Source organism: Shewanella dokdonensis (genome assembly GCF_018394335.1).
GTDB classification, from domain to species: Bacteria; Pseudomonadota; Gammaproteobacteria; order Enterobacterales; family Shewanellaceae; genus Shewanella; species Shewanella dokdonensis.
In genome coordinates this window covers 587,468-605,623 of sequence record NZ_CP074572.1, presented here as the reverse complement: position 1 = coordinate 605,623, position 18,156 = coordinate 587,468, and the positions used below count along the sequence as shown (strand labels likewise).

The 18,156-nt window shown below is 35.6% G+C and carries 13 protein-coding genes and 4 pseudogenes; 16 read left to right on the top strand and 1 reads right to left on the bottom strand.

Annotated elements, in window-relative coordinates; all coding sequences use genetic code 11:
* The first annotated feature begins 3 nt into the window (after window positions 1-3).
* The 15 genes and pseudogenes from KHX94_RS02870 (at window position 4) to KHX94_RS02790 (ending at window position 16,315) form a co-directional block, all read left to right on the top strand.
* Window positions 4-924, top strand: coding sequence for a glycosyltransferase family 2 protein (locus KHX94_RS02870; protein ID WP_213682293.1), 921 nt, complete (start codon window positions 4-6; stop codon window positions 922-924).
* A gap of 99 nt (window positions 925-1,023) precedes the next feature.
* On the top strand, window positions 1,024-2,490 hold the full coding sequence (locus KHX94_RS02865) for a radical SAM protein (protein WP_213682292.1): 1,467 nt from the start codon (window positions 1,024-1,026) through the stop codon (window positions 2,488-2,490).
* Window positions 2,472-3,359, top strand: coding sequence for a polysaccharide pyruvyl transferase family protein (locus KHX94_RS02860; RefSeq protein ID WP_213682291.1), 888 nt, complete (start codon window positions 2,472-2,474; stop codon window positions 3,357-3,359). Before KHX94_RS02865 ends, KHX94_RS02860 begins: the two co-directional genes overlap by 19 nt.
* A gap of 97 nt (window positions 3,360-3,456) precedes the next feature.
* Entirely contained in the window at window positions 3,457-3,819 is a 363-nt protein-coding gene (locus KHX94_RS02855) for a hypothetical protein (protein ID WP_342345801.1), read from the top strand.
* A gap of 218 nt (window positions 3,820-4,037) precedes the next feature.
* Window positions 4,038-4,610 carry a glycosyltransferase gene (locus KHX94_RS02850; protein ID WP_342345835.1) on the top strand — a complete coding sequence of 191 codons (573 nt, stop codon included), beginning with the start codon at window positions 4,038-4,040 and terminating at the stop codon, window positions 4,608-4,610.
* Window positions 4,594-5,352, top strand: a complete 759-nt coding sequence (locus KHX94_RS02845; protein ID WP_213682289.1) for a glycosyltransferase family 2 protein — start codon at window positions 4,594-4,596, stop codon at window positions 5,350-5,352. Before KHX94_RS02850 ends, KHX94_RS02845 begins: the two co-directional genes overlap by 17 nt.
* A 4-nt stretch (window positions 5,353-5,356) precedes the next feature.
* Complete coding sequence (locus tag KHX94_RS02840; protein WP_213682288.1) at window positions 5,357-6,541, top strand: O-antigen polymerase; 1,185 nt, start codon at window positions 5,357-5,359, stop codon at window positions 6,539-6,541.
* A gap of 328 nt (window positions 6,542-6,869) precedes the next feature.
* Window positions 6,870-7,760 carry a glycosyltransferase gene (locus KHX94_RS02835; RefSeq protein ID WP_213682287.1) on the top strand — a complete coding sequence of 297 codons (891 nt, stop codon included), beginning with the start codon at window positions 6,870-6,872 and terminating at the stop codon, window positions 7,758-7,760.
* 12 nt (window positions 7,761-7,772) lie between these two features.
* Window positions 7,773-8,891 carry a GDP-mannose 4,6-dehydratase gene (gene gmd, locus KHX94_RS02830; protein WP_213682286.1) on the top strand — a complete coding sequence of 373 codons (1,119 nt, stop codon included), beginning with the start codon at window positions 7,773-7,775 and terminating at the stop codon, window positions 8,889-8,891.
* Window positions 8,892-8,893: 2 nt separating this feature from the next.
* Window positions 8,894-9,854, top strand: a pseudogene (fcl, locus tag KHX94_RS02825) (GDP-L-fucose synthase).
* 475 nt (window positions 9,855-10,329) lie between these two features.
* Window positions 10,330-11,738 (top strand): annotated as a pseudogene (locus KHX94_RS02815) (mannose-1-phosphate guanylyltransferase/mannose-6-phosphate isomerase).
* 4 nt (window positions 11,739-11,742) lie between these two features.
* On the top strand, window positions 11,743-12,489 hold the full coding sequence (locus KHX94_RS02810; RefSeq protein WP_213682285.1) for a glycosyltransferase family 2 protein: 747 nt from the start codon (window positions 11,743-11,745) through the stop codon (window positions 12,487-12,489).
* 119 nt (window positions 12,490-12,608) lie between these two features.
* Window positions 12,609-13,907 (top strand): phosphomannomutase, encoded by a 1,299-nt coding sequence (locus tag KHX94_RS02805; protein WP_342345833.1) that lies wholly within the window; start codon window positions 12,609-12,611, stop codon window positions 13,905-13,907.
* Between the two features lie 217 nt (window positions 13,908-14,124).
* Window positions 14,125-15,150, top strand: a complete 1,026-nt coding sequence (locus tag KHX94_RS02800; RefSeq protein WP_213682284.1) for a GDP-mannose 4,6-dehydratase — start codon at window positions 14,125-14,127, stop codon at window positions 15,148-15,150.
* Window positions 15,151-15,339: 189 nt separating this feature from the next.
* A pseudogene (locus KHX94_RS02790) lies at window positions 15,340-16,315 on the top strand (oligosaccharide flippase family protein).
* 483 nt (window positions 16,316-16,798) lie between these two features.
* On the opposite strand, the pseudogene KHX94_RS02785 reads toward KHX94_RS02790, so the two are convergent.
* Window positions 16,799-17,206: pseudogene (locus KHX94_RS02785) on the bottom strand (transposase); the annotation flags it as partial.
* Between the two features lie 300 nt (window positions 17,207-17,506).
* Here KHX94_RS02785 and KHX94_RS02780 point away from each other — a divergent pair.
* A complete protein-coding gene (locus tag KHX94_RS02780; RefSeq protein ID WP_213682281.1) occupies window positions 17,507-18,097 on the top strand; it encodes a glycosyltransferase family protein in 591 nt (196 codons plus the stop codon).
* Window positions 18,098-18,156 lie beyond the last annotated feature (59 nt).

The window sequence follows — 18,156 nt, the reverse complement described above, 5'->3', positions numbered from 1 at the left end:
AAAATGAATTGCGATTTAAGTATATGTATTCCAAGTTTGAATAGAGCTAATTATCTAGCTGAAGCTCTTCATTCTATTGTAGAACAAGATCATTATGGGTTGGATATAGAAATCTGTATCTCTAATAATGCCTCAGATGAAGATTATAGAGAGGTAGAGGATTTCATATGTAACTATACATCAAATAATTATCATATAAAGTATGTGAAACAGGGAGAAAGAATTTCCCTTGATGAACATATGCACTATGTAGCGAATATGGCATCTGGGGAATATATATATTATCTTGGTGATGATGATTATTTTTATGATGATGCTTTTAAAACATTATTTGAATTGATAAAAGTTGATGGTGTTGATATTGCTATATTTAATGGTACCCCAGTAGATGCTGATGGACATACTATTAGTTCGGGTAGAGAATGTGAGCTAAGACGATTTACGGATATAGATAATGCCTTTCTAAACTTAAAAGGGAAAAGTACATTTGGTGCGGTATTATTTAAACGAGACTATTTAAACGATGAATATTTTTCATCACTTTATGGCGGATGTCATGCTTATACTAGTTTTTGGTTGCCTCTACTGAATAGAGATAATCGGCATGTTCTTATTGTTATGCCCAAAGACCCTGTGGTTTATTTGCGAATGGCTGTTAAAAATTATAAGGTAGCAGCTGTCTATTATCACTCAATACCCTACCATTTGCAGTCATTTCGTCACCTAGTTGTAAACAAAGATTCTTTGGTTCTAGTCAATAAAATTATTAAACAAGTTGAGACTAGAAATGGGTCTATAAAATTTATGTGTTCATTGATGAGAAAAGATGTTTTATTTTCAGATATACCAACAATTAGTATATCTATGTATATAAAAATGTATTGCATATCTTTTATCAATCAATTTTATTTATTCAAAAGCTAAGGTCGTATATGGCTTATTAACTAAATTTTAATTTTAGCAAATATCATGCTCATATAAGTAAATTATTAACAGATTATCTTCCCTCTAAAGTTGGACGTTATGCATTTATCTTCACTGATCAACGCAATAAAGTATTCTTTGTATAGTGATCGCTCTAAGCGTAAACTACAAAAGCCCATCGTTATTCAATTCCCTGTTATCGATATTTGTAACTCTCGTTGTAAAATGTGTCGTATTTGGGAAAATAAAAAAAGTAATGATATTACAGTTGATGATTTGCGTGATGGATTAAGTAGTGATCTATTCAGTCAGGTTGAGGGAATAGGTTTCAATGGCGGAGAACCAACACTTCGAGATGATCTTATAGAATTAGTCGAAGTTGTTCTTGATAAACTGCCAAACTTGAAGCAGATATCTCTTATAACAAATGCTTTTAAATATTTACAAGTCATCGATAAAATCGAAAGTATGGGAAAGCTTGTCAAATCCCGCGGTAAGCATTTTGATGTTATGGTTTCACTTGATGGGTATGGTGAAATACATGATCGTGTTCGAGGTCGTAGCGGTAATTTTGAACATGCGAAGAAAGTTTTAGCGTTTCTTTCTGAATTCGACGCTGTTGATAATGTACGCATCGGTTGTACTGTCATACGTGATAATGTGTTGCATCTTGCTGATTTGTTCGAATTTTGCGTCGAGCACGGCTTATATATCAAATATCGACAAGGTGTATCTCACCAGCGACTCTACACCCAGAATCTGCTTGACCCTTATGCCTTAACATTTGAAGAAAAATATGAGTTTGTAGAATTTCTTGAAGGACTCATTAAGTACTATGAACCAAGTGTGATGCAGCGATTTTTTTATCGTTCCTTGATTGATCAAATCTTGTATGGCAAGCCAAGGACGGCTGGATGCGATTGGCAGCATCGTGGTGCAACGATTACATCCAAAGGAGAGTTGGCTTACTGTGCAGTGAAGAGTAAGGCATTAATGACGAATATTGCGCATGGGGATCCGATGCAGGCATATTTTGGCAATCGAGATCACTTGCAAGATATTTTGAGCAATGAGTGTGATGACTGCCATCATGACTATGTTGGAATTCCAGAACCAGCGGAATATCGTCGCTTGTTGTCAATGCGTATTGAAGAGCGTTTCAGATTAAAGGAAAAACTTCGTCGTATCCCTGGTTTTCAGAGATTGAACAAGCTAAAACTCCATCGACGTTACCGCGTCAAATTAGAATATTACCGCCAGCAACCTAAGTCCTCAGTTGAGTCTCAAATTCCCAATAAACAAGTCCTAATATGTGGTTGGTATGGAACAGAAACTCTTGGTGATAAGGGGATTATTGGCGGTGTAATGCATACTCTAAGAGCTCAACTTGGAGAAGATATTCACTTTACTGTTGTTGCTTTATACCCCTATATTAGCGAGATGACACGTCGTCAAATGCCAGAGTTTCGTAACTCCCGTATCGTTAATCCAGAAGAGGGGATCGCTCTCGCAGCTAGTATGGATTACGTCATCTTTGGGGGCCCCTTATGGCTATTGAACCTCTAGCCCCAATGCAGGTTATTTTTGAGAGGGCTAAACGGGGAGGGGCACAGATAATTGTTGCAGGTTGTGGTGTCGGCCCTCTTGGAGATACATGGCTTAACAGTAGTATTGCCACTATATTACGTTTGGCTGATATCCGTGTTTATCGTGATGCGCGTTCGCGAGACTATGCGCAGCAGATTGGTGTTGATACATCTCTGGACGTTGTGGCAGAAGATCCTGCTTTTACGTGGTTGGCCAGCGTTGCTGAGCAATTACCTGAACACACACCAAATTCTGAGAGACGAGTGTTACTGCTTGGGTTACGTGATTTCCCTTATCATGAATATGCGAGCCATATTCCACGTTCAGAGGCTTTAGCCATTCGCGACAACTATGAGCGTGTTGTTCTAGAAGCATTAACTCAGCTGGTATCCAAACAACCGGATTTAGTGATTAGACCTCTTCCCATGTGCACTAACCATTTTGGTGCGGATGATCGTTGGTTTTATCGCCGCCTTTTTCGTAACCAGACGGCGCTTGCACCAGCTCTTGATTATTCCCTGTTGGGGCCGGAGATGCCTCCGTTGGATTATTGCAAGGCTTTTAAAAGGGCAGATGCATTGTTAGCTATGCGATTTCACTCTTTGGTATTTGGTTTAGGGTTAGGAGTAAATTCTGTTGCAATGGATTACACCTTAGGTAAGGGTAAGGTTTATTCATTGGCTGAGAAATTTGATGTCCCGCTTTTAGATATGAAGGATCTAAATGTGGAGCAATTAGTGACATCGTTAGAGAATGCATTAGATGCGCAATGTGTATCATCTATCTCCATGAAACAACTAACATTTTCCACTTCCTTATTAGCAAAAATGCAGGAATTAGAAAAATGAAAGTCTTGCATATTTGTTATAGTGATCTTAATGGGGGGCAGCTAGAGCAGCGTTTCGTCTGCATCAGGCTCTGCGCAGTCATGGGATTGAAAGCGAAATGCTGGTTGTAGATAAACGATCAGATGATCCATTTGTGTATACTGTATCGAAAATTAGAAAGTTTAGAATAAAATGTGGTAGTTTTTTTGCTCGCCATATTTTGCGGTTACAACACTCTAGGAATTCTATTCTGCATTCTATGAATATTTTTCCCTCTGGACTCGTTAAAGTTATTAATAAATTGTCACCAGATATCGTAAATTTACATTGGTTGGGTGGAGAAATGCTTTCCATAAGTGAGATTGCAAACATCAGACAACCATTGGCATGGACGTTACATGATATGTGGGCATTTTCTGGCTGTGAACATTATGATGATCTAGAGTCTCCAGGACGTTACATTATTGGATATGAAAAATAATCGAAATCCAAATTCGTTTGGACTAGATTTGGATATGTGGAATTTTAAGCAAAAAAATAAAATGGAAGAAGACGAAATTTGTACTAATTACTCCAAGTACGTGGTTAGAAAATTGCTTGCGAAGTAGTTATTTGTTTTCTAATCAACGTATTGAGACTATAAGTAACTGTATCGATCATTCAAAATACAAACCTCTAGATAAATTATTTTGCCGCCAGGTGTTAGGGTTGCCAAAGAATAAGAAATTATTACTTTTTGGTGCCATGTCAAGTACTACAGACCCTAGAAAAGGCTACCATCTACTAATTGCAGCTCTTAATAATTTAAAAAAAACAAGTTATATAGAATCCATAGAACTTGTTATTTTTGGAGCATCTTCTGGAAAAATAGAAGAAACTACAGGTTTTAAAGCGCATTATATGGGACGTATGTATGATGATGCTAGTTTATGCTTACTCTACAATGCTGCTGATATATTTTTGGCCCCGTCGATACAAGATAATTTACCTAATACACTTGTAGAGTCTCTAGCTTGTGGAACACCATGCTTGGCTTTTAATATAGGAGGCATGAAAGATTTGATTGATGATGAGTCTTTAGGGCATTTAGTAGAATTTTCGAAAGATGGAATTAATTTTTCTGACTATATAATCAAAATTATTGAAAATAAAAATGAACAATTCCATATAGCTGAAAAGAGTTTTAGTAAACGATCGTATAGCAATGTGGCTAGTCAGTATGAAGAGGTTTATAACTCATTGCTAGGTGGAGATTATGGCAGAAAATTGTAAGATTTCAATAATCACTGTTGTATATAATGCCCCAGAAGATTTAATTGCTACCATAGAATCAGTTAGGATACAAAAGTTTAAAGATTTTGAATATATTGTTATTGATGGTGGCTCAATAGATAATACTGTGAATGTCATAGAAGATAATAAAAACATTATAGATTATTGGGTTTCAGAACGAGATTTTGGTATTTATGATGCTATGAATAAAGGCATAAATGTATCATCTGGTAACATTCTATGCTTTATGAATGCCGGTGATAAGTTTTATGATGAGAATACTTTAACAATTATTTATAATCGGCTTGTAGTTGAAAAGGATTTAAGTAACACTATTTTATATGGTAATCATGTTGTATCAAAGAAAGGTGTACTCTTTCCAAAAAATGCATCAGTTAAATATCAAGAATTATGGAAAGGAATGATTTTTTGTCACCAAAGCTCTTTTGTAAGTAGAGGGCTTATGGAAAAATATAAATTTGATAAATTTTTGAAAATAGGTGCTGACTTTAAATTTTTTCTACAGGTTAAAGATTCGGCAAATTTTATATATATGGATTCATTTTTTTCCATAGTATCTTCTGGTGGGGTTTCTGATAATAGGAGAATTAAATCAGTTATTGAACGAAGAAATATCTTATCTCAGTTGAATATGCTAACGGTGTCTAGAAATATTTATTACTACATTGAAATTTTAAACCAATTTGTTAAGTTGACTATTAAAAAAATACTTTTAAGATAACACTATGGAATATGTTTATTTTGCATACGGGACTATATATTTAAGTGCGGTTATTATATATTTCTTTCTTTTGAAAAAAATTTCTGCATTTACAATATTTATTTTCATGGCTGTATCTTATTCATTTGCACCTATTGTTTTTGATAATCTTGGCTTTGTATACTATGACAGAGTAGTTTCAACATATAAAGTTTACAATATAGGAGATATCTATGTTGCAACTATTTTTATCTCTATATCCTATGTTATTTTGATATTCTTTGATTTTTTGTTTATAAATAGTTTTGAAAAATTAAAAATAAAGTTTTCCCTTGCAAAAAAAGTCAATAATAGGACAGCGAGTAATGCTTTTATTTTTACTACACTTTCATTGATGTTGTTATTTTTTGTTATGTCTATGTTTGGGATAAAAATTTTTGGTATAAATAATTTTTTCCATGGTTATAGCGATTCTAGTTTAGCTCATAGTGAGTTGATGAAGGCATCTCCTGGTTGGTCATTATATACGAATGGAGCAATGTTCTTCTACATGATGGCATCAATGTTTTTTCTATGTGTGGATAAGAATCATATTAAGAAATTAGTGTTTATTCTTGTTTTAATATTTGCTGCGATGAATATTTATGGCGGTGCTAGGTTAATTACGGTTGCGGGAATATTGGCGATCTATTTTTCAATTAATGGACTTGTAATTAAGTTGTCTACTAAAACAATTATATATTGTTCTCTATTTGTTTTGGTGTTCTTAGCGGTCGGGATTATTCGGAGCGGTAATGTTGGTAGTTCAGTAGGATTGCTATATTCTTTATTAGAGTTCCCTTTTGTAGGATTTGGTCTTTATAATATAATAAGTGTCAAACCAATATTTGACACAAATGTAATGTATTTCTTTCAAGATTTAGTTACATTTTCATTACCGGCTTATTTGGTCGATAAGTCGAATGTTAACAGATATCAAATTGTGCAGCAATATTTCCCTGATACCTTTTGGATATCGCCAATAGGTGGAAATTTCTTTATTACAGACATGTACCTTTATTTTGGAGTGCTGTTTCCGTTCTTTATGTTTATGTTTTTGTTTTTGTTTTACATATTTGTGAAGTTCATTGAAAAGTTGAAGGTTAGCAATTTCTCAATACTGACTTATTCATTTCTGATATGGTGTTTTACATATGGACTTTTTGGCTAATTAGAAATCAGTTACTTGTCGGATTTTCTCTTGTCAGTAAGTTTTTTGTTATTATTACACTAGTTTTACTTATTTCAGGAACTAGAAAAATAATTTTTGGACGTTAATTTCGGTTTTGTATTATGAATGTAGCTTTCATCGGTCCATTTTCTGGAAGTCCTACGGGGCAATCAATAGCGTTAGATAGTGCATTTAAATGTAAACTTTATAATGGAAAGAAATTTGATTTAGGTGGAGAGGATGTGTATTTTTTAAAAAAAATATATCTTGCTATAAAGAATATTTTTTAGTTATATTTTGGCTGTATTCATATTTAAATAGAACTGAATTGGTATTATATATAACAAACTCTAGAAGTTTGTTAGGTTTTTATCGAGAGATTCCTTATTTCTTAATAGCAAAAATTTTTAATGTACCTTTAGTAACACACTTACATGGCGCAGACTTTAATATATTTTTTGAATCTTTAGGCTACTTAAATAGAAAATTGGTTCGTTTTTGTTATAATATACCGAAGGTGAATATTGTTTTAAATGAAAGAATGAGAAAAGAATATAGTTGTCTTGGAATTAATGTCTCAACGACAGTTATTCCAAATTTTGTTGATTTGTCTTTTGTAGATAGTGTCAATAAGAATGATTTAAATAAAAAATTTGATATCAATAATATTAAAGTGATTTTTTTATCAAACTTGCTCGAAGATAAAGGTATTTTTGAATTGCTTTATGGGTATCTTCAATGTTCTGATGATGTGAAGAGTCGTATTAGTATTAACATTGTTGGTAAGCCGATGTTTAAAAATAAATCAAGTTTAAAAAATTTTTTTGATTTGCTTGATGCTACCAATGGGAAAGTTATTTATAAAGGTCCAAAATATAATCAAGATAAATGGAGTGAGCTTTTATCTAGTGATATTTTGATTTTGCCTACATACTATGCTACTGAAGCATTTCCGTTAGTTTTTTTAGAAGCAGCAGCGTCAGGATGTTTTATTCTCACTACAAAACATAACTATTTGGAGAGTGTTCTTTCTGATTTTTATTGTAATTTTTTTGAACCCAAGAGTTCTTCGGAAGTGTCAAGAGTTTTCACAGAGATGACTCGTAATTTAAATACTTTAACTTTAGGAAAAGAAAATAATTTCCTAATATCAAAACGTTATAGTAAAAGTTTTTATGAGTCTAACCTTTTAGATGTGTTTCAAAGCGTATTAGAATAGTAGGAGTAAAATTTGAAAGTTGCATTGATCTCAGGAGTTACAGGTCAGGATGGTTCCTATCTAGCAGAACTACTTTTAGAGAAAGGCTATGAGGTACATGGTATTAAACGCCGTGCTTCTTCTTTTAATACGTCAAGAGTAGATCATATTTATCAAGATCGTCATGATAGTAATCAAAATTTTATTTTGCATTATGGTGATCTGACTGATACTTCAAACTTAGTAAGGCTTATTCAAGAGATCCAGCCTGATGAAGTCTATAATTTAGGGGCTCAGTCTCATGTTGCTGTTTCGTTTGAATCTCCAGAATATACTGCGGATGTCGATGCAATGGGTACATTGCGTTTGTTAGAAGCTATTAGAATTTGTGGATTGGAAAAGAAAACCAGATTCTATCAGGCATCTACGTCTGAGTTGTATGGTTTGGTACAAGAAATTCCTCAGCGGGAAACTACACCTTTCTATCCTCGTTCTCCTTATGCTGTTGCTAAGTTATATGCATACTGGATTACTGTTAATTATCGTGAATCCTATGGCATGTATGCATGTAATGGCATTCTGTTTAATCATGAGTCACCTCGCCGTGGGGAAACATTTGTTACTCGCAAAATTACCCGTGCTTTAGCAAATATTTCTCAAGGACTAGAAAAATGCCTTTATTTGGGGAATATGGATTCTCTTAGAGACTGGGGGCATGCAAAAGATTACGTCAGGATGCAATGGATGATGCTTCAGCAGGACCATCCAGAAGATTTTGTTATTGCTACCGGAAAGCAGATTTCTGTTCGCGAATTTGTGCGTTTATCGGCAAAAGAGTTAGGCATTGAACTTGAGTTTCATGATTCGGGTGTTAATGAATATGCGAGAGTTGTTGGCATTGTTGGGGATAAAGCGCCATCGATTAAAGTTGATGATGTTATCGTCAGAGTTGATCCGCGATACTTCCGTCCTTCCGAAGTTGAAACCTTATTGGGTGATCCTGCAAAAGCAAAAGCAAAGTTAGGGTGGGAACCAGAGATAGCTGTTGAACAACTATGTGCTGAAATGGTGGCTTCTGATCTTGAAAATGCTAAGAAATATGCATTGCTTAAATCTCATGGCCACGATGTTTCGTTATCTCTAGAGGACTAATCATGTCTAAAAGGGTATTTGTTGCCGGACATAATGGTATGGTCGGCTCTGCAATTGTACGTCAGTTGCAGAAAAAATGACACTGAGCTGGTTCTTCGAAATCGTACAGAGCTTGATCTTTTAGATACTCGTTCAGTTATTGATTTTTTTAAAAATGAAAGTGTTGATGAAGTTTATCTGGCCGCAGCAAAGGTCGGTGGAATCATCGCCAACAACACCTATCCGGCTGAGTTTATCTATCAAAATCTGGTTATTGAAACTAACATTATCCACGCTGCACATATAGCTGGTGTTCAAAAGTTGTTGTTTCTAGGTTCTTCTTGTATATATCCCAAGATGGCTGCGCAGCCGATGAAAGAGTCGGCATTATTGACTGGTTTGCTTGAACCAACAAATGAACCATATGCAATTGCTAAAATTGCTGGTATCAAGTTATGTGAATCATATAATCGACAGTACGGACGAGATTATCGCAGTGTTATGCCAACAAATCTGTATGGTATGAATGATAACTTCCATCCACAGAATTCCCATGTAGTTCCGGCATTGATGCGTCGTTTTCATGAAGCTAAGTTAGCCGAAGCAGCACAAATAGTAGTCTGGGGTACTGGAACACCGAAACGAGAATTTTTACATGTAGATGATATGGCGGCAGCATCAGTTTATGTAATGGAATTGAATAAAGATTTATATGAAGCTAACACACAGCCTATGTTATCTCACATAAATGTTGGCACCGGTGAAGACTGTTCTATTAAAGAATTAGCTGAGACACTTGCACAAGTTGTCGGTTTTAAAGGCAGAATTGTATTTGATTCAACCAAGCCTGATGGTACGCCACGGAAGTTAATGGACGTTTCCAGATTACGCGAAATGGGATGGTCATACAGTATTCCTCTTAAAGATGGTCTCCAACATACTTATGAATGGTACCTCCAACATCAGGATGATTTTAGGGGATGACCGTAAAACTTCCATTGGTGGAATTTAGCCAAGTAATTCGGAACACGCCGCTCGTATCTGTCGATTTTGTCATTACTGATGGGAAGGGCCGTTACTTATTAGGAAAACGTAGCAATCGCCCCGCTAAAGGATTTTGGTTCGTTCCGGGGGCGCATTCTAAAGGATGAAAGTATTGCATCTGCATTCAAACGGTTAACTGTAGATGAGCTCGGCATTTGTTTCACTGTAAGCGATGCTAAATTTATTGGATTGTTTGAACACTTTTACGAAGATAATTTTTCAGGAACAGACTTTACCACCCATTATGTTGTTTTAGGCTATATGTTAGTTGCCGATATTAACATTATGAATATGCCTAAAACCCAGCATATGCAATATGAGTGGTTTTCTAGACAATCGTTATTAGACTCTGAAAGTGTGCACATCCATACCAAGTGGTACCTAGAGAAGCTATAGACGTTTAAAGGAGATATACATGTTATTGCCTGTTATCATGGCTGGCGGCTCAGGTTCCAGACTCTGGCCATTATCAAGACAATTATTCCCTAAACAATTTCTTACCTTAAATGGAAGTTTGTCGATGCTTCAAACCACTACCAAGCGGTTGAAGCATATAGAGCATCAACCTCCATTGGTTATTTGTAATCAAGAACATCGTTTCTCTGTAGCTGAACAATTACGTCTGACAGGTTCCCAGCATAGTGGCATCCTACTGGAACCTATAGGAAAGAACACTGCGCCAGCAATTGCATTAGCGGCATTTTATTCCTTAAAAAAGGCTATGACCCTGTAATGCTAGTTCTTGCTGCTGACCATGTGATTAAAAATGAACAGGCATTTTGCAATACAGTAATGCAAGCGATTGGTAGTGCTGAAGCGGGTAAGCTTGTTACCTTTGGGATCGTACCGACATCTGCCGAAACTGGATATGGTTACATTAAGCGCGGTAAAGCAGTCGGTGATAATTCTGTTTTTGAAGTTGCCCAGTTTGTCGAAAAGCCAGATTATGAAACAGCAGAGAATTATTTAGCTAGTGGTCAGTTTTACTGGAATAGCGGTATGTTTCTTATAAAAGCTAGCCGTTATCTAGATGAGCTTAAGCGATTCTCTGCTGAGATATATAATGCTTGTGCTATCGCTGTTAATGAAACCAATGAAGATCTTGATTTTATCCGTATTAACAGTGAAGCGTTTAGTAAGTGTCCAGAAGACTCTATTGACTATGCTGTTATGGAAAAAACAGAAGATGCAGTAGTGGTACCTATGGATTGCCAGTGGAGTGATGTTGGCAGTTGGGCGGCTTTATGGGAGATCAGTGACAAGGATAGTTCAGGGAATGCCTGCAAAGGAGATGTTATATCCATAAACTGCTCTAACTCTTATTTCCATACCCAAGAAAAAATGATCGCAGCGATTGGGCTGGATGATATTGTTATTGTTGATACCAAAGATGCGACTCTAGTGGCGAAAAAATCAGATGTTCAGTTGGTAAAGAAAGTAGTAGAACAGTTGAAAGCTGAAGGACGTAGCCAGTGGAAACACCATCGAGAAGTATATCGTCCTTGGGGAAAATATGATTCTGTAGATAGTGGTGAACGCTTCCAAGTAAAACGTATTACTGTTAAACCTGGGGCTAAGTTATCAGTACAAATGCATCATCATCGTGCTGAACATTGGGTGGTGGTTTGTGGTACAGCTAAAGTGACCATTGATGGTAAAGACCAGTACTTAACTGAGAATGAGTCAGTTTATATTCCGATCACGGCAGTACATGCATTAGAAAATCCGGGGAAAGTACCATTGGAATTAATAGAAGTACAGTCAGGCTCATACCTCGGTGAAGATGATATTGTTCGGTTTGAAGATAAGTATGGAAGAGCCTGATTAAATGAAGATTTCCATTGTTACTGCCACTTGGAATAGTGAATCTACAATTATGGATACACTTGATTCACTGGCGAGCCAAACATATCATTTGACAGAATTTATTATTGTTGATGGAGCTTCCAAAGATAAAACACTAAGCCTTATCCAGGGACGTGATGGGTTAATTAATACAGTTATATCTGAACCTGATAAAGGTATTTATGATGCTTTAAATAAAGGGATTCAGAAAGCTACTGGAGATGTCATCGGTTTCCTTCATTCTGATGATATTTTTGCATCACCAACAACCTTAGAGCAGATTGCTTCAGTATTCGCTGATGAATCTATTGATGCCTTATATGGTGATTTGGATTATGTGTCCAAAGATAATACGTCAAATATTATTCGGCATTGGCAAAGCGGTGATTTTGTAAAAAGTAAAATTAAAAATGGCTGGATGCCCCCACATCCTACTTTCTATATGCGTAGAAAACATTATTTAAAATTAGGTGGTTTTGATCTTTCGTATCGTATTGCCGCAGATTATGAGTCTATCTTGAGGTATCTTTGGCAGACTGATATGAATGTGGCGTATATTCCAAGTGTGCTTGTCAAAATGAGAATTGGTGGCGAAAGTAACCGCAGTCTAAAAAATATTATTCGTAAATCAAAAGAAGACTGGCGAGCGATGAAAGGCAATGGCGTTTCTCCGTTACAAGCAATTCTAGGTAAAAATCTGTCTAAAATTCCTCAGTTTTTCATTAAATAAAATATGTTGAGTACTAATAAGTTAATATATAACAGTGATATCGCTTTCGGAACAAGTGGAGCAAGGGGCTTGCCGTTCATTTCACGTCAAATGTCTGTGCGGCCTTTACTCATGCATTTATTGCAGTAGCACTTCGTTCGTTTAAGTTTGATAGCATTGCAATAGCCATTGATAATCGCCCCAGTAGTTATGCTATGGCCCAGGCCTGTGCAATGGCTGCAAAACAAGCCGGTATAAAACCCGTTTTTTACGGTGTTATACCAACCCCAGCTTTGGCATGCCACTCTATGGAAACTGGTATACCTGCAGTTATGGTGACAGGTAGCCACATCCCTTTCGACCGTAATGGTCTAAAATTCTATCGGCCTGATGGTGAAATATCCAAAGCTGATGAAAAGGCAATTTTAGAAACAGATATTTCATTTGAATCTGTGTCAAAACTACCAGATCTTTACGTCTCTGATGATGCTAAATTGACCTATCTACAGCGATATAAAGTGTTTGCAAGTCCTGCAATTGTGGGAAAACGAGTCGGAATTTATGAACACTCGAGCGCTGGTCGGGATTTGTATCGAGAGCTATTTTCTGACTTAGGTGCTGAGGTCATTTCGCTTGGTCGTAGCGAAGAGTTCATTCCCATCGATACTGAAGCTGTGTCAGAAGAGGATCGGGTTAGGGCGAGAGAGTGGGTTGCTCAATATGACTTAGATTTGCTGTTTTCAACTGATGGGGATGGTGATCGTCCGTTATTAGCGGGTGAAGATGGTGAGTGGCTGCGTGGCGACGTACTTGGAATCCTATGTGCCCAAACCTTAGGTATTGAAGCATTAGCAGTACCTGTCAGTTGTAACACAGCAATTGAACAATGTGGCGCATTTACAGAAGTGAATCGTACTCGCATTGGATCGCCATATGTCATAGATGCATTTGCAGACTTAAATTCTCGTTTTGCTAAGGTGGCAGGATTTGAAGCTAATGGTGGCTTCTTATTAGGTTCTGACATTAGATTGAATGATCAGCAGATCAAAGCGCTTCCTACGCGTGATGCCTTACTTCCTGTGCTGGCAGTATTAAGTCTTGCCAAGAATGGCATTGTGCCGTTAGTTCAACAATTGCCTCAACGATTCACTGCATCTGATCGGATCAAGAATTTTGCTACAGATAAAAGTAAGGCAATGATAACAAAAGCTATTGAGGCTCCCGTTGAGTTTATGGAGAAGCTGGGTTATTCATCTGTGTTAGTTGATTCAGTGAACACTGTGGATGGATTTAGGATCAGTTTAGAAAATGGCGACATTATCCATTTAAGACCATCGGGTAATGCTCCTGAACTTAGATGTTATGTCGAGTCAGATACGCCAGATTCTGCACAATCGCTGGTAAATATGACATTAAAGCAGATACTAATGCTAGATTAAGTGAATTATTTTTTGGTTAAATCATAATGGCTGATAACTAGTCCTTGTCGGTTATTATGATTTTTAGTCTATAATGGTAAAGCTCATTCCGAGCATGATATAAGAATAATTATGTTAGAAATTAAACAAGAACAGGGTAAGTAAAATTTACTAAGATTTGAGTAACAAGTGATAGCTAAATAGCATTAATGATAGATGTTTTAGAGGGATTAATAAAGTGAAATATCTAATTACTGGTGGCTGTGGTTTTCTTGGAACTAATATTGCGGCACAGCTTCTGGTTAATGGCGAAGACATAACTATATTTGATAATTTATATCGCCATGGTAGCTATCAAAATTTGGAGTGGCTTAGAACGATTGGCAAATTTGATTTCATTCATGCAGATATTAGAAATAGCAATGATGTCGAAAAGGTAATTAAACGATTAAAACCAGATGTAATTTATCATCTTGCCGGCCAAGTTGCTATGACCACATCTATTGTGGATCCTCGGATGGACTTTGAAGTTAATGCTATAGGAAGCTTTAACCTACTTAATTCTGTGCGTCTTTTTTCACCTTATAGTTCTATTATCTATTCATCTACGAATAAAGTTTATGGCGATTTAGAACAGTTTAATTATAGAGAGACCAGTACCAGATATGAGTGTATTGAGAAGCCTAATGGATTTGATGAGTCTATTAGTCTAGATTTTCATTCACCGTATGGGGTATCGAAAGGGTGTGCAGATCAGTATATGTTAGATTTTCATCGTATATATGGTTTAAACACTGTTGTATTCCGCCATTCATCTATGTTCGGTGGTAGGCAGTTTGCTACCTATGATCAAGGATGGGTGGGTTGGTTCCTTCAAAAAGCTATTGAAATAAAAAATGGAATGTGCAGAGAACCGCTTACTATATCAGGAAATGGCAAACAAGTTCGAGATTTATTATATTCTAGTGATTGTGTTAGTTTGTATTTAAATGCAAGCAAAAAAATTGAGAAGCTTACAGGGAAAGCATTTAATATTGGCGGAGGAATAAAAAATTCATTATCTATAATAGAGTTGTTTAATTTTTTTGAAAATTTTTTTGAGACTGATATTCATTATAAACAGTTAGCTCCAAGAAAAAGTGACCAAAAAATTTTTATTGCAGATTGTAGTCGAATAGAAAAAATTATGGATTGGCATCCTAAGATTATATGGAATGTAGGAGTTGAGAATGTATATGATTGGTATATATCTACTATAAAGTAAATTTATATGATTATAGATGCTAAAAACTATCTCTTTTAAAGAATGTCGCTAACTAAATGTGAGTTATAAATGGAAAGTGAAAACGTACATGGTTATAATAGGTGTTAACTGTTGGTTAAAGATAATTCCTTATATTCTTCTATTGCTCAAAGCGTTATAGGCCGTTATTCTGTTTATATTTCAAACGTAATGTCAATAATGATTCTTGCTAGAATGTTTACCCCGGATACATTTGGCATAATTGCAGCAGTAACAGTTTTTGCTTTATTCTTTCAATTAGTAGGAGAAGCAGGTCTTGGACCGGCTATTATTAATCTTGATACTTTATTACAAGATGATAGAAATGGTATGTTTTCACTTACTTTAATTGTTGGTGTTTGTGGAAGCGCGGGATTTTTATCATTAGGAAACATATTGTCAGAATTTTATTCTATAGATAGAATAAATGAAGTTATTCCATATGTCAGCATAAGCTTATTTTTCTTTACTGCCAATGTATTACCTAATGCATTCTTACAAAGGGAACGTTTTTTTAAAGATAGCTTGTATAGGCCTAATTACTGAAATTATAAGTACCACTTGTGTAGTTGTTTTATCGAGTATCGTTAACCCCTTACATGCACTAGCTGCAAAAATTGCCATTAGTGCAATATCTAGTTTTCTTTTGACTTACTATTTTTCAGGAAAAACTGAATTTGGTCGTCCTTTTCTAGGCCGAAAGTTATCAGCAATTATACCTTTGTTGAAATTTTCCTCTTATCAATTTGGATTTAATATCATCATTAGTTTTGCACAGAATTTAGATAATATATTGGTAGGGAAGTATTTTGGGTACTATACATTAGGTATTTATGATAAAGCATATCAGCTCATGCGTTATCCTTTAACATTATTGACATTCGCAATGACTCCAGCAATTCAGCCAGTTATAAAAAATTATTCAAATGATATTAATCGGGTGGAAAGCATCCATGTGAATTTTACTTTTAAACTTTCTCTTCTAGGATGGTTGTCTGGGTTATGTATATTTTTGTGGGCAGATATAATTGTTTTGATTATTTTTGGAAGTCAGTGGGTAGCGGTTGTTCCAATTATAAGAATTTTGTCAATATCAATACCTATACAAGTAGTTTTAGCTACAAGTGGTAGTTTTTTCAAGCAATGAATCGGCCTGATATATTATTTTTTAGTGGCAGTATTTCAGCATTATTAATGGTTTTTTCTATAGTGGCAGGTGTCGTTTTTCGAGATGTTATTTTACTTTCTTGGCTTCTTGTCGCTACATTTTATATTAATTTTTTCAAACATATTATTTTATGTATCGAAAAGTTTTTTTTCGTCCATTATATGGATTTGTTTATAAAATGCTTCCAATGTTAATGCTATCTGTTTTTCTTGTAATTGTTGAAATATTTTTTAAAGATTTATAGCTTGGTTATTTTAGGCTTTGTTTCCTAAATCGACTCAGTGAACAAAGCGCCCTATGATTGTTTAAATTATTAAACTACATAGTGAGTTTCAGGCATGCCTAGCCCTGTGAGCTTGTTCAATGCCCTTATCATCGCATAAGTTTCTCCTACCTGAGCGCTGGAGGATCCCCTCATAATTCGGGCCTCCCCGAGAGTGGTAATCATCCCGTAAATTAACCGATGGCAATAGGTAGTTTACGCCATACACGGCACTTGCCATCTGTACCATGTTTCACTTTCCACTCACCTTCGCCGTCTGTCGAGTCCATGGTGCAGCGAGTCTTGGTTTTAAAAGCAATATTGACCGTTTTTGCGTGTTTGTTGATACCAGTGTAATGTGGACACATTTGCGGAATGTCATCCAATTTAAACACTGAGTTAATGAAGCCTTGCAGCGCTCTCAGTGGCATAGAGAAAACACATTTAACCATAGTGCTGTGGTAATGGCTAAGTTGCTAAATACGTGTGGGCGACCTTTCCCGAGTTGCTGGACCTTAACCTTCCTCTGGGCAATAATCAGAGCCACGATTGATTAAAGCTTGATTGTATTGCTTCCAGTTGGTTGTTTTATAGCGAGGTTTGGGCACGGTTGAGGGGTAAGTTGATAGGCTATGCCGATCAGATCAGCGACTATCTCTTTAGTTCAACCGATTTAGGAAATAAAGCCCTTCGGAGTTGAATTCGTGTTTCGGAAAAACCGTAAATATCCCAATAGTCCGATTTAATGGAGTTTCCCTATATTCTTTATTCTAGAATGTGATCTAAATTTGTTTATAATAAATACTATTTAATGCAGATTTTGCTTATGTTATATATAAACGTGCAGTCGAAATTATTAGTACTGTATTTCTATGTGAATTAATGTTTTTTCTTGATAAGGTCGCAGTTTGAATATATTGCATATAGTTGCTGGTGATTTGTCTGGTGGTGCCGCACGAGGCGCATACTGGCTTCATCTTTCTCTAAAAGAAAAAGGTATAAATAGCAAAATATTAAACAATTCAAATTCATTTGTTTTTGATGAGGATATAATATTATCAAATAAAACTATTTTTGAGAAGACTAATGCTTTTTTTAGGAAAGTATTTGATAGATTTTTAATATCTTTCTATGTGAATCGTAAGGATTATATATTTAGCACTGGGATAGTTGGATGTAATTTTAAAAAGATTCATGAGTATAAAAATGCCGATATTATTCATTTGCATTGGATAAATGGCAGCATGATAGATATTAAAGATCTTCACAAGTTGGATAAGCCAATTGTATGGACTATGAGAGATATGTGGCCATTCACAGGAGGATGTCATTATGCTATTAAATGTGATGGCTATAAAGATTACTGTTGCTACTGTCCTCAACTCCAATCAAAAAGAAAGTATAGTTTAGCAAGCTTTTTACATCGGAGAAAAATTAAATTATTACCAAAAAAATTAAGATTGTTGGGGTTAGTTCTTGGCTTAGTAGTCAAGCGTTAGCAAGTACAATATTTAAGAGTCATGACGTTTGTACCATTCCTAACAACGTTGATTGTAGA

What these genes read in the sequence shown, in the direction of transcription:
- KHX94_RS02870 (WP_213682293.1), top strand. Translation starts at nt 4, where the DNA reads ATGAATTGCGATTTAAGTATATGTATTCCAAGTTTGAATAGAGCTAAT.
- KHX94_RS02865 (WP_213682292.1), top strand. Translation starts at nt 1,024, where the DNA reads ATGCATTTATCTTCACTGATCAACGCAATAAAGTATTCTTTGTATAGT.
- KHX94_RS02860 (WP_213682291.1), top strand. Translation starts at nt 2,472, where the DNA reads ATGGCTATTGAACCTCTAGCCCCAATGCAGGTTATTTTTGAGAGGGCT.
- KHX94_RS02855 (WP_342345801.1), top strand. Translation starts at nt 3,457, where the DNA reads ATGCTGGTTGTAGATAAACGATCAGATGATCCATTTGTGTATACTGTA.
- KHX94_RS02845 (WP_213682289.1), top strand. Translation starts at nt 4,594, where the DNA reads ATGGCAGAAAATTGTAAGATTTCAATAATCACTGTTGTATATAATGCC.
- KHX94_RS02840 (WP_213682288.1), top strand. Translation starts at nt 5,357, where the DNA reads ATGGAATATGTTTATTTTGCATACGGGACTATATATTTAAGTGCGGTT.
- KHX94_RS02810 (WP_213682285.1), top strand. Translation starts at nt 11,743, where the DNA reads ATGAAGATTTCCATTGTTACTGCCACTTGGAATAGTGAATCTACAATT.